General features: G+C 69.3%; 11 protein-coding genes. 4 read left to right on the forward strand and 7 right to left on the reverse strand.

Annotated features, from left to right (window positions below):
• Positions 1 to 32: 32 nt before the first annotated feature.
• The 5 genes from EOW66_RS02295 to EOW66_RS02315 all read right to left on the reverse strand — a co-directional run bounded on the left by EOW66_RS02295 (position 33) and on the right by EOW66_RS02315 (position 5,619).
• Positions 33 to 485, reverse strand: a complete 453-nt coding sequence (locus EOW66_RS02295) for a cytochrome c-type biogenesis protein (RefSeq protein WP_128154494.1) — start codon at positions 483 to 485, stop codon at positions 33 to 35.
• 2 nt (positions 486 to 487) lie between these two features.
• Entirely contained in the window at positions 488 to 2,449 is a 1,962-nt protein-coding gene (locus EOW66_RS02300; RefSeq protein ID WP_128154496.1) for a heme lyase CcmF/NrfE family subunit, read from the reverse strand.
• Positions 2,450 to 2,552: 103 nt separating this feature from the next.
• Positions 2,553 to 3,806, reverse strand: a complete 1,254-nt coding sequence (locus tag EOW66_RS02305) for an MgtC/SapB family protein (protein ID WP_128154498.1) — start codon at positions 3,804 to 3,806, stop codon at positions 2,553 to 2,555.
• Between the two features lie 57 nt (positions 3,807 to 3,863).
• On the reverse strand, positions 3,864 to 4,328 hold the full coding sequence (locus EOW66_RS02310; RefSeq protein ID WP_113899248.1) for an Lrp/AsnC family transcriptional regulator: 465 nt from the start codon (positions 4,326 to 4,328) through the stop codon (positions 3,864 to 3,866).
• A gap of 4 nt (positions 4,329 to 4,332) precedes the next feature.
• Positions 4,333 to 5,619 carry a 4-aminobutyrate--2-oxoglutarate transaminase gene (locus EOW66_RS02315; RefSeq protein WP_128154499.1) on the reverse strand — a complete coding sequence of 429 codons (1,287 nt, stop codon included), beginning with the start codon at positions 5,617 to 5,619 and terminating at the stop codon, positions 4,333 to 4,335.
• 110 nt (positions 5,620 to 5,729) lie between these two features.
• On the opposite strand from EOW66_RS02315, the gene EOW66_RS02320 reads away from it, so the two are divergent.
• From EOW66_RS02320 to EOW66_RS02335, 4 genes are all read left to right on the forward strand, one after another.
• The gene (locus EOW66_RS02320; RefSeq protein ID WP_128154500.1) at positions 5,730 to 6,560 is read left to right on the forward strand and encodes a MerR family transcriptional regulator; all 831 of its coding nucleotides are present in this window, start codon (positions 5,730 to 5,732) and stop codon (positions 6,558 to 6,560) included.
• 74 nt (positions 6,561 to 6,634) lie between these two features.
• Positions 6,635 to 7,045: an META domain-containing protein gene (locus EOW66_RS02325; RefSeq protein ID WP_128154502.1), complete on the forward strand. Its 411-nt coding sequence runs from the start codon at positions 6,635 to 6,637 to the stop codon at positions 7,043 to 7,045.
• A 45-nt stretch (positions 7,046 to 7,090) separates the two neighbouring features.
• Positions 7,091 to 7,822, forward strand: coding sequence for a rhomboid family intramembrane serine protease (locus EOW66_RS02330; protein WP_128154503.1), 732 nt, complete (start codon positions 7,091 to 7,093; stop codon positions 7,820 to 7,822).
• Positions 7,822 to 8,208, forward strand: coding sequence for a GFA family protein (locus EOW66_RS02335; RefSeq protein WP_128154505.1), 387 nt, complete (start codon positions 7,822 to 7,824; stop codon positions 8,206 to 8,208). Before EOW66_RS02330 ends, EOW66_RS02335 begins: the two co-directional genes overlap by 1 nt.
• Here the strand turns inward: EOW66_RS02335 and EOW66_RS02340 are convergent.
• Both EOW66_RS02340 and pheT read right to left on the reverse strand, forming a co-directional pair.
• A complete protein-coding gene (locus EOW66_RS02340) occupies positions 8,180 to 9,793 on the reverse strand; it encodes a GMC family oxidoreductase (RefSeq protein WP_128154507.1) in 1,614 nt (537 codons plus the stop codon). The genes EOW66_RS02335 and EOW66_RS02340 overlap by 29 nt on opposite strands.
• Positions 9,794 to 9,873: 80 nt before the next feature.
• Positions 9,874 to 12,294, reverse strand: coding sequence for a phenylalanine--tRNA ligase subunit beta (pheT, locus tag EOW66_RS02345; RefSeq protein WP_128154508.1), 2,421 nt, complete (start codon positions 12,292 to 12,294; stop codon positions 9,874 to 9,876).
• Positions 12,295 to 12,422 lie beyond the last annotated feature (128 nt).

Below are 12,422 nucleotides of genomic sequence, written 5' to 3' on the forward strand. Positions count from 1 at the left end.
AACCGTGCGTCACGGCCCGGGCCGCGGGCGGCTCAGGAGTTCATCAGCTCCTTCAGCCGCGCCTCTTCCTCGGGGCTGAGCGCCTTCGCGGCGGGCGGCTCCTCGCGGCGGCGGCGGCGGATCCAGACGAAGGCACCGCCAAGCGCCACCAGCAGCACCGCGGGCCCGGTCCAGTACAGGATCAGGTTCGCGCCGGTTTTCTCGGGCTCGAACAGCACATATTCGCCATAGCGCGCGGTGATGTAGTCGAGCACCTGCGCATTGCTGTCGCCCGCTGTCAGCCGCTCGCGCACCAGAAGCCGCAGATCGCGCGAGACGTCGGCATTCGATTCGTCGATGTTCTCGCCCTGACAGACCGGGCAGCGCAGCACCTGGCTGATTTCCCGCGCGCGTTTCTCGAGCGCGGGATCGGCCAGCACCTCGTCGGGCTGCACGGCATGGGCGGGCGTGGCCAGAAGCAGCAGCAGCGCAAGACGTTTCAGCATGGTCACTCCGCGGGCTGGATGGTGGGGACGGCGGCTTTGCGGGCGCCGGCCGCAACGCGATAGCGCCGGTCGCTCAGGCTGAGCAGCCCGCCAAAGGCCATCAGCAGCGCGCCCGCCCAGATCCAGTCCGCGAAGGGCTTGATATAGGTGCGCACCGCCCAGCCACCGCCCTCCTGCGGGTCGCCGATCACCAGATAGACGTCACGCAGGAAGCCGCTGTCGATGTCGGCCTCGGTCGTCGGCATCGCCTGCACCGGGTAGATCCGCTTTTCGGGATGCAGCGTGGCGACGAACTTGCCGTCCTGGCGCACGGTGATCGTCGCCTCGGTGGTGGTGTAGTTCGGACCGGGCAGGTGCTCGACCTTGTCGAGGGTGATCGCATAGCCCGCGACGGTGAAGGTCTCGCCGACCTGCGCGACGCGGATATCCTCGACCTGGCCCGCCATCAGCAGGCCGATGCCGGCAAAGACGACGCCCAGCCCCGAATGCGCCGTGGCCTTGCCCCAGTCGGCACGCGGCAGACGGGCGAGACGGGCCGGCGTGCGGCCGGCGCGCACCCAAAGCTCGGCCGCGGCGCCGAAGACGAGCCACGAGCCCAGCCCCGCCGCGACCAGCGCCAGCACCGGGCGCCCGGACTCGAGCGTCCAGGCAAGGCCCGCAACCGCAAGCGCCAGGATCGCCGCCGGGGCGAGCGGGCGCACGAGCTTGCCAAGGGCCGCCCGCTTCCACGGCATCATCGCACCGATCGGCAGGATCAGGGCGAGGATCACCATGAAGGGCGTGAAGGCCTTGTCGAAGAAGGGCGCACCGACCGAGAGCTTGCGCCCCCAGGCCATCTCGGCGACCAGCGGCCAGAGCGTGCCGACGAAGACGACAAGCGCCGCGGTGGCCAGCAGGATGTTGTTCAGCACCAGCGCGCTTTCGCGCGACACCATCGAGAACACGCCCTTCGCCTGCATTGCCCCCGCCCGCGCGGCGTAAAGCGTCAGCGCGCCGCCGACGAAGAGGGCGAGGATGAACAGGATGAAGATGCCGCGCTTCGGGTCATTGGCAAAGCTGTGCACCGAGGTGATGACGCCCGAGCGCACGATGAAGGTGCCGATCAGCGAGAAGCCGAAGGCCATGATCGCGAGAAGGATCGTCCAGCTTTTCAGCGCCTCGCGTTTCTCGACGACGATCGCCGAATGCAACAGCGCCGCGGCGAGCAGCCAGGGCATGAACGAGGCGTTCTCGACCGGGTCCCAGAACCAGAAGCCGCCCCAGCCGAGCTCGTAATAAGCCCACCACGAGCCAAGCGCGATGCCGATGGTCAGGAAGATCCAGGCGGCAAGCGTCCAGGGCCGGACCCAGCGGGCCCAGGCGGCATCGACGCGGCCCTCGATCAGCGCGGCGACGGCGAAGGAGAAGGCCATCGAGAGCCCGACATAGCCGAGGTAGAGGAAGGGCGGGTGGAAGGCGAGGCCCGGGTCCTGCAGCAGCGGGTTCAGGTCGCGGCCGTTGAAGGGCGGCTCGGCGAGACGGGTGAAGGGGTTCGAGGTGAGCAGGATGAAGCCCAGAAAGGCCACCCCGATCGAGGCCTGCACCGACAGCACCCGCGCCCGCAGCCGCGGCGGCAGCGCGCCGCCGAACCAGGCGGCGGCGGCGCCGAAGAGCGACAGGATCAGCACCCACAGCAGCATCGAGCCCTCGTGGTTGCCCCAGAGCCCGGTGACCTTGTAGAGCATCGGCTTGTCGGTGTGCGAGTTCTGATAGACCACCTTCAGCGAGAAATCCGAGGTGACGAAGCCGTGCATCAGCGCGGCGAAGGCGACTGCGATCAGCAGGAACTGCGCCGTGGCGGCGGGGTCTCCGACCGCCATCCAGCCGCTCCAGCCCTTCTGGGCGCCGATCAGAGGGATCACCATCTGGATCAGCGCCACGCAAAAGGCGAGGATCAGGGCGAAATGGCCGAGCTCTGCAATCATGGGAATGTCCTCTCTGTCCGCGGGTGCGATCATAGAGGGTCTGGCCGCCCCGGCCAAGGTGGCTGCGCGTCATTGTCGCGGGGGCACGCGATGGTGATGATGATCAGGCCACCGCCAGCGCCAGCCAGACCGCCCCGCCCGCGGCCACCGCAAGCGCCGAGATCGCCGCAAGCGCAAGCCAGAAGCGCAGGGGCCCCGCCAGCATCGACAGGAAGATCCGCCCGACGGTGTTCGACACCAGGGCCATCAGCACCGCGGCCCCGATCATCCGCGGTGCGAAGGTCTCGCCCGTCAGGCGCAGCGCGCTCAGCACCGCGACGTCGACATCGAAAATCCCCGAGGCCGCCGAGGTGACGAGGAGGCCCGAGCCGCCGAAGCGCGCGCTGAGCGCGGCGTTCAGCATCGAGACGCAGGCAAAGAGCGCGGCAAAGGCCAGCAGCGCGCGCAGCTCGAACGGGTTGCGCAGCATCTCGCTGCCCTCGGGCAGGCTTTTCGCCCGCGCCAGCACCAGCCCGCCGACCAGCGCCAGCACCGCCGCCGCGGTGGCGGTGACCGGCAGGATCTGCACCAGCACCGGCCCGCCGATCAGCCCGACGACCACCGTCACCCGCAGCACCGACACCAGCGCCGCCAGCGCCGCCGCGCCGGCGAGCGGCACCGGGCGCTCGGCCTCCTTCGCCATGCGTGCAAGCGCCACGGTGACCGCGGTCGAGGAGACGAGCGCGCCGGCAAGCCCGCTGACGATCAGCCCGCGCGTCGTGCCCAGCATCCGCACCGCGATGTAGCCGAGATAGGAGATCGTCGCGATCAGCACGGTGAAGAACCACACCTCGCGCGGGTTGAAGCCGCCCCAGGGGTCGATCGTGCGGTCAGGCAGCAGCGGCAGCACGATCACCGTCATCGCCGCCAGCACAAGGGCCGAGCGCAGCTCGACCCAGCTCAGCCGGCGCAACGCGCTGTGCAGCATCTCGCGGCTGGCAAGGATGCCCGCGAGCGCCGTGCCGCCCGCCGCAGCGACCCGGTAGTCGCCGACCACGGCGAGCGCGCCAAGGCCGAAGACGCCAAGGCCGGCCATCAGCCCGGTGACGCTGAAATTCTCGTCATGCCGGGATTCGCGGTATTCAAAGAGACCGAACAGCGCCGCGAAGCCGAGAAAGGCCGCACCGAGCACGATCGAGGAGCCGAGCGCCAGGCTGACAGCGGCGAAAACGCCGCCAAGCAGGCCGAAGATGCCATAGGTGCGCAGCCCGGCGGTGCGGCTGCCCGAGGGCTCGTCGCGCTCGCGCCAGCCGCGCTCGACCCCGACCAGAAGGCCGATCGCCAGCGCGACGCCCAGCTTCAGCATCGTCTCGTCCATCGTCGCCCCTCCCCTTGCGCGCCCATCATGGCGCGCGCGCCAGCCGGAGGGAAGGCGTCAGAGACGCGCCGAGGGCCGGCGGGTCGACAGCTGCAGATTGGTTTCGGTCCGCTGCACCCCTTCGATGCGGCGGATGTGCAGGATCGTCTCGTCCAGATCGGGCAGGCTGCGCGTGCCGATCTCGACGATCAGATCCCACTGGCCGTTGGTGGTGTGCACGGCCTGCACCGCAGGCAGGCCGAGCAGCCGTTGCACGACGCGCTCGGTGGCGCGCCCTTCGACGGTAAGCATCATCATGCCGCGCACCGGCGAGGCGGTGACGTCGGCGCGGGTGAGCACGGTGAAGCCCGAAATCTCGCCCCGCGCGACCAGCCTCTCGATGCGCGTGCGCACGGTGGCGCGGGAGAGGCCGAGCTGCGCGGCCAGGTCCGAGACCGAGGCACGCCCGTCCCGCCGCAAGGCGGCGATCAGGCGCTGATCGGTGTCATCGAGCCGGTCCCCGCGCGGTGCCTCTCCCCACATCGTCTCAGCCCTTCTTCACGGCGAGGATCGAGGCCTCGAGGATGTCGAGGGCTTCCTCGAACACCGGCTCCTGGATGGTGAGCGGCGACAGGAAGCGGATCACGTTGCCGTAGACGCCGCAGGTCAGCAGCACGAGGCCACGCTCGAGCGCTTCGTCACAGACCTTCTTCACGAAGTCCGGGTTCGGCGTGTCGGTGCCCGCCACGTTGAACTCGGCCGCGTTCATGAAGCCCGGGCCGCGGATCTCGACGAGTTCCGGCACCTGGTCCTGCAGGCTGGCAAGGCGCTGCTTGAGGCGCGCGCCAAGACGGGCGGCGCGGTCGCACAGGCCCTCTTCCTCGATCACGTCGAGCACGGCATTCGCCGCGGCCACCGACAGCGGGTTGCCGGCATAGGTGCCGCCAAGGCCGCCCGGCTGGGCGTGGTCCATGATCTCGGCACGGCCGGTCACCGCCGAGATCGGCAGACCGCCGCCAAGGCCCTTGGCCATGGTGGTGATGTCGGCGGCAACGCCGTGGTGTTCCATCGCGAAGAGCTTGCCGGTGCGGGCAAAGCCGGTCTGCACCTCGTCGGCGATCATCACGATGCCGTTCTCGTCGCAGATCTCGCGGATCTTCTTCATGAAGCCTTCGGGGGCCGGCACGAAGCCGCCTTCGCCCTGCACCGGCTCGAGGATGATCGCGGCGATCCGGGTCGGGTCGGCGTCGGATTTGAACAGACGGTTCAGCGCCTCGAGCGCGTCATCCATCGACACGCCGTGCAGCGCGTTCGGGTAGGGCAGGTGCCAGACGTCGTTCATCATCGGGCCGAAACCGACCTTGTAGGGCGCGGTCTTGCCGGTGAGCGTCATGGTCATGAAGGTGCGGCCGTGGAAACCGCCGGCGAAGGCGATCACGCCCGAGCGGCCGGTGTAGTGACGCGCGATCTTGATCGCGTTTTCAACAGCTTCGGCGCCCGTGGTGGTGAAGATCGTCTTCTTCGGGAAGTCGCCCGGAACCTTGGCGTTCAGGCGCTCGGCCAGCACGACATAGTTTTCGTAGGGCATCACCTGGTGGCAGGTGTGGGTGAAGGCGTCGAGCTGCTTCTTCACCGCCTCGATCACCTTCGGGTGACGGTGGCCGGTGTTCACCACGGCGATGCCGGCGGCGAAGTCGATATAGCGTTTGCCGTTCTTGTCCCAGACCTCGGAGTTCTCGGCCTTGGCGGCGTAGATCTGCGTGGTCATGCCCACGCCGCGGGCGACGGCGGCGTTCTTGCGGGCGGTAAGTTCGGGCGAGGTTTGCACGGTCATGGGGAACTCCGATTCGTGATGACTCACCATCTCACTTTGCATTTTTTCTGCAAGAAATTTCTTGCACCCTGTGATGGTGCCGCCCAGATTGCGGGTGTAAGGCTTAGAAAATGACCGATTCCACCGCTCCCTCTGACCAGACCGACGGCGAACCGACCTTCCGCGTGACCGAAGCTGCGCGCGCTGCGGGTGTTGCGCCCTCGACACTGCGGCTGTGGGAGACGCAGGGGCTGATCGCGCCGCAGCGGCGCGCCTCGGGACAGCGGCTTTACAGCGCGGCCGACGTGGCGCGGCTGCAACGGATCTCGTTCCTGCGCCGCGAGGCGGGGCTGAACCCGGCAGCGATCCGCGCCACGCTCGAAGCCGGGGGCGACAGCGCCGAGACCGCTACGGCAATCACCAACGAACCGCTCGGCGCCGCGCTGCGCCAGCTGCGCAACGCCCGCGGCGAAAAGCTCGATGACGTGGCGCAGGCGATGGGGATCTCGGCCTCGGCGCTGTCGACGCTCGAGCGCACCGGCGCCGGCGTCAGCTTCAAGGTGCTTGCCGATCTCGCGCAATATTACGGCACCACGGTGTCGCGGCTGTCGGGGCAGGATGCGCCGGGCAGCCCGGTGGTGCGCTCGGGCGCGGCACGGATCTGGCCGATGCCGGTCGAGGGGGTGCGGGTCGAGGTGCTGGCCGAGGGCCGCCGGCAGATGGACTGTCACCGCTTCATCCTTGCCCCCGGCGCCGCCTCGGAAGGCGGCTATGGCCACGAGGGCGAGGAATTCATCACCGTGCTCGAGGGCCGCTTCCGCATCACCCTCGACGGCGAGGAGGTGCACGAACTCGGCATCGGCGATTCGATCTATTTCGAAAGCCGCCGCCCGCATGCCTGGGCGAATGCCGCCGACGGCCGCACCGTGGTGATCTGGGTGAACACGCCCCCCACCTTCTGACACGCTTTCGTGAAGCGGGTTGCGGGCGCCCTGCCCCGGGGCCACTGTGCGCGGCACATGACCGGAGGACCCCCATGCGCCGCCTGATGCTGACCGCCCTCGCCTGCCTCGCGCTTGCCGCCTGCAAGGACGAGGCCGCCGCCGACCCGCTCGAACTGCTGGGCATGGGCGTCGAGTGGCACGTGACCGAGATCGCCGGCGCCCCGGTGCCCGCGGGCGTCAGCGTCACCATCGCCCGCCCCGAGGACGGGATGATCGCCGGCTCCTCGGGCTGCAACCGCTATTCGGGCCGGGTCAGCACGCATGACGGCAAGCTCGAGATCGGCGCCCTCGCCGGCACCCGGATGGCCTGCTTCGGCCCGGCCGAAGAGGTCGAACGCGCCTTCCACTCGACGATCGGCCGCGCCAAGGACGCGCAGATGGCGGGCGACACGCTCGAGCTCACCGATGCCGCGGGCAAGGTGCTGATCCGCGCGATGAAGTGACCGCGCTCGCTTGACGGCGCGGGGCGGATCGGAAACTCTCGCCCCATGTTCCCGATCCGCGACCACAACCCCTCGCTGCGCACGCCCTGGATCACCCGGGGCCTGATCGCGATCAACCTGTTCCTTTACCTGCTGACCGCGCCCTGGGGCGGCAACATGGAGGGGCTGTGGCAGGCGGGCGCGCTTTATCCCGCGGCGGTGTCGCAGGGCGCGTGGATGTGGGGCCTGTTCACCCACATGTTCCTGCACGCAAGCCTGATGCATGTGGGCGGCAACATGCTGTTCCTGTGGGTCTTTGGCGACAATCTCGAGGACCAGTTCGGCCCCCTCGGCTTCCTCGCCTTCTATCTGCTCTCGGGGCTCTCTGCGGCCGGCGCGCAGATCGCCATCGACCCGACCAGCACGATCCCGATGGTCGGCGCCTCGGGCGCGATCGCCGGGGTGATGGGCGGCTATCTGCTGATGTTCCCGCGCGCCCGCGTCGACGTGCTGATCATCTTCATCATCTTCTTCCGGATCTTCACCATCCCCGCCTGGATCGTGCTGGGGGTCTGGTTCGGGTTGCAGGTGATCGGCAGCACCGAGACGAGCCTCACCGGCGGCGTCGCCTATTGGGCCCATATCGGCGGCTTCCTCGCCGGGCTCGTGCTGACCGTGCCGCATTTCCTGCGGATGGGCGGCACGGGCTTCTGGGCCCGCACCCATGGCCGGCCGCCGCATCCGGACATCGAATATATCCGCACCACGATCCCCGTGGTGCCCCGCCGGAGACGCTGATGCTGCCCGAGATCCACACCCCCCACCGCCTGACCTGCCATTGCGGCGCCGTCGAGATCGAGGTGACGCTTTCGGACGGGCTGAACACGAAGCGGCGCTGCGACTGTTCCTTCTGCCGCCGGCGCGGCGCGGTCGCCGTCTCGGCCCCGCTCGACGGCATCCGCATCGTGAAGGGGGCCGAGAACCTGACCCTCTACCAGTTCGGCACGCAGACGGCGAAGCACTGGTTTTGCAAGACCTGCGGCATTTACACCCACCACCAGCGCCGCTCGAACCCGAACGAATACGGGGTGAACGCGGGCTGCCTCGAGGGCGTGAACCCGCGCGATCTCGACCCCGTGGCGTGGTCGGACGGCGTCAATCATCCCTCCGATCGGCGCGGATGAAGCCCGCCGCGCGCTCGGCGATCATGATCGTCGGCGCGTTGGTATTGCCGCCGATCAGGCTCGGCATCACCGAGGCATCGACCACCCGCAGCCCCGCGATGCCGTGCACCCGCAGCTTTGGGTCCGTCACCGCCATTGCGTCGCGCCCCATCCGGCAGGTGCCGACCGGGTGGTAGATCGTGTCGGCACGCGCCCGGATGTCGGCGATCAGCCCGGCATCGGTGCCGTCATGCGGATAAAGCCGCGTCCCGCGCCAGGGCGCGAGCGGCGCGGCCCCGGCGATGGTGTCGAGAAGCCGCGCCCCCTTCAAGAGCAGCTCCGCGTCACGCGGATCGCTCAGGAAGGCCGGGTCGATCGCCGGCGCCGCCCGCGGGTCGTCCGAGGCGAGCCGCACCGTCCCGCGCGAGAACGGCCGCAGCGCGCAGACATGCACCGACCAGCCATCGGCCAGATGCGGGCGGCGCATATGCTGATCGACGATGCCGACGACGAAGTGGAGCTGCAGATCGGGCTCGGCCAGCCCCGGTTCCGAGCGCAGGAAGGCCGCGCCCTCGGCCATCGGCGAGGCGAAAAGCCCCTCGCCATGCCGTTTCCAGAACCCGGCGGCGCGCGCCATGCGCCACAGCCCCGCCGGGTTCAGCCCGACCACATCGGGCCGCGGCGAGGTGTAGGAGATGATGTAATCGAGGTGGTCTTGCAGATTCGCCCCCACCCCGGGCAGGTCGAGCACGGGCGTGATGCCGATCTCGCGCAGATGCTCGGCCGGACCGATGCCCGACAGCATCAGCAGTTGCGGCGAGCCAAAGGCGCCGGCCGAGACGATCACCTCGCGCCGCGCCTCGATCCGCAGATGGCGCCGGCCGCGGCGGACCAGCGCCCCCGTCGCCCGCCCCTCGGCGATCAGCAGCCGCTCGGCCCGCGCGCGGGTTAGCACGGTCAGGTTCGGTCGCGCCATCACCGGGTGCAGATAGGCCGCCGCCGCGGAACAACGCTCGCCCTTGCGCGGCCCGTCCCAGAATTGCGTGACCTGATAGAGCCCTGCGCCCTCCTGCTCGGCTCTGTTGAAATCGTCGTTCGGCGCGCAACCGACGGCGGCGCAGGCCTCGATGAAGGCGCGGGTTGCCGGGCGCGGCCGGCGCTGGTCGCCGACCTGCAACGGCCCTGCATCACCGTGCCAGTCCGACGCCCCGCGCATGTTGCGCTCGGCAGCAAGGAAATGCGGCCGGCAGGCGTCCCAGCCCCAGCCCTCCGCCCCGGCCTCGGCCCAGGCGTCGTAATCCGAGGGCCGGCCGCGGATGTAGAGCATCGCGTTGATCGCGGACGAGCCACCGAGCCCCCTGCCCCGCGGCTGAAACCCCCGTCGCCCGTTCAGCCCCGGCTGCGGCACGGTCTGAAACGCCCAGTTGTGAATCGGCGGCCGGCCCGGCACCATCGCCGCAACCAGCGCCGGCGCGCGCACGAAGATGTCGCGCGCCTCGGTTCCGGCCTCGACCAGACAGACCCGCAGCGCCGGGTCCTCGCTCAGACGCGCGGCCAGAACGGCGCCGGCCGAGCCGCCGCCCAGAATGAGATAGTCGAAAATCATCAGGCTCCTCCCCCAATGGGAGAGGAGCCTAACGGGATTTTCAGGGCCAGACAGCGTGACGCGAAGTCAGCGCCGCAGCGTCACTTGCGCAGGCTGCCGCCGGTGGCCTTGGCCACCTTGTCAACGATCTTGGCCGACACCGCCTCGATCTCGGCATCGGTCAGGGTCTTGTCCTTCGGCTGCAGCCGGACGGCGAGCGCGATCGACTTCTTGCCCGCCCCCATCTGCTCTTCCGCCTTCGCGCCGGTGAAGGCGTCGAAGACCGAGACCGCCTCGATCAGCGCCTTGTCGGCACCAAGCGCCGCGTTCACCGCCGTCATCGCCTCGACCGAGGCATCGACGACGAAGGCGAAGTCGCGTTCGACCGCGTGCAGATCATGTAGCGCCAGCGCCGGACGGGTCGGCGTTTTCGCCTTCGGGAAGGGGATGTTGGCGAGACGGATGGTGAAGGCCACCGCCGCGCCCTTCACCCCGATCTCGCGCAGCACGCGGGGGTGCACCTCGCCGAAGGTCGCCAGCACATTCGGACCAAGCGCGATGTTGCCCGACCGGCCCGGATGCCACCAGGCATCGAGCTTGCGGTTGATCTGCACCCGCGCCGGCGCGCCGATCGCGGCCAGCACCGCCTCGACATCGGCCTTGGCGTCATAGACATCAACCGCCCGGCGCGAGCCCCAGGGGTCGCGGGCCGCACGCGCGCCGACCAGCAGCCCGGTCGCCTGCGTCACCTGATCGCCCGGCTCGCCGCCGATGAAGGCGGGGCCGACCTCGAAGAGCGCCAGATCGGCAAAGCCGCGCGCCTGATTGCGCGCCGCCGCCGCCAAGAGCCCCGGCAGCAGGTCGGGACGCATATGCGTCATTTCCGAGCTGATCGGGTTCTCGATCCGCATCGCCTCGGACCCGCCGCCGAACATCGCCGCAGCGGCCGCGTCGATGAAGCTGTAGGTCACGCATTCGTTGTAGCCGAGTGCCGCGATCGTGCGCCGCGCGGTCTTCTCGCGCACCTGCGCGGGGGTCAGGATCGGCCCCGGCACGCCGGTCGTCTCGCGCGGCATCGGCTTGCCCACCAGCTTCGAGAGCGAGGCGACGCGCGCCACTTCCTCGACCAGATCGGCCTCGCCCTGCACATCGGGGCGCCAGCTCGGCGGGGCGGCCATGTCGCCTTCGAAGGAGAAGCCGAGCGCCTCGAGCGTGCGGCGCTGTTCCGCCTCGGGGATTTCCATGCCGACCAGCGAGATCACCCGCGCCGGGTCGAGCCGATAGGCCCGCGCGGTGTCGGGCACGGCGCCGTCGACCACCACCTCCGAGGCCTCGCCGCCGCACAGGTCAAGCACCATCTGCGTCGCGAGTTCGAGGCCCGGCAGGGTGAACGCGGGGTCCACGCCGCGCTCGAAACGATAGCGCGCGTCCGAGGTGATCTTCAGCGCGCGGCCGGTGGCGGCGATGGTGATCGGGTCCCAATAGGCGCTTTCAACGAAGACATCGACGGTCTCCTCGGTGCAGCCCGAGAGCTCGCCGCCCATGATGCCCGCCAGGCTTTCCGGCCCCTTGTCGTCGACGATCACCATCTGGCCCGGGGCCAGCGCATAGGTCTTGCCGTCAAGCGCCAGCAGTTCCTCGCCGCCCGCGGCCGGGATGATCCGCAGCTTGCCCTGCACCTTCGCCGCGTCGAAGACGTGCAGCGGGCGGTTCAGGTCATAGGTGAAGAAGTTGGTGATATCGACCAGCGTCGAGATCGGCCGCAGCCCGATCGCAATGAGCCGCGCCTGCAGCCAGGCCGGGCTCGGCCCGTTCTTCACGCCGCGGATGAGGCGGCCGGCAAAGAGCGGGCAGCCCTTTTCCTTCAGCCCCGCGTCGATCTCGACCGCGACCGGGCAGGCAAAGCCGCCGGGCACCGGCTCGACCACCAGCGGCTTCAGCACGCCCAGCCCGCGCGCCGCAAGGTCGCGCGCCACGCCGCGCACGCCAAGCGCATCGGGGCGGTTCGGGGTGATCTTGATGTGGAACATCGGGTCGACCGCCTCGGGGCGGTTCTCGGCCAGCCAGTCGGTGAACTTGCAGCCGACCTCGGAATTCAGGCTGTCCTCGGGCAGCTCGATGATGCCGTTATGCTCGTCCGAAAGCTCCAGCTCGCGCTCCGAGCACATCATGCCGGCGCTTTCGATGCCGCGGATCTTGCCGATGCCGAGGGTGACATCGAGGCCCGGCACATAGTCGCCCGGTTTCGCCAGCACGACGGTGATCCCCGCCCGCGCGTTCGGCGCGCCGCAGACGATGGTCTTCTCGCCCTCGTCGGTCAGCACCTGACAGACGCGCAGCTTGTCGGCGTCGGGGTGCTTCTCGGCCTTCAGCACCTTGGCGATGGTGAAGGGGGCAAGCTTGGCGGCCGGGTTCACGACCTCCTCGACCTCGAGCCCGAGGTCGGTGAGCGCCTCGGCGATCTCGTCCACGGTGGCCGAGGTCTCGAGATGGTCTTTCAGCCAGGAGAGGGTGAATTTCATTGGTTTTTCTCCATCTGGAGGACGCCCGTCGCGCCATTGGATTCTGTTGAGTAACTCAAGTTACAGCTCTCGACCTTCAGTCCGCCGTCTCCGCCAAGCGCTCCATTCACAGCGAACTCGCTCTGCGC

The organism is Paenirhodobacter huangdaonensis, assembly GCF_004022465.1.
GTDB lineage: Bacteria > Pseudomonadota > Alphaproteobacteria > Rhodobacterales > Rhodobacteraceae > Rhodobacter > Rhodobacter huangdaonensis.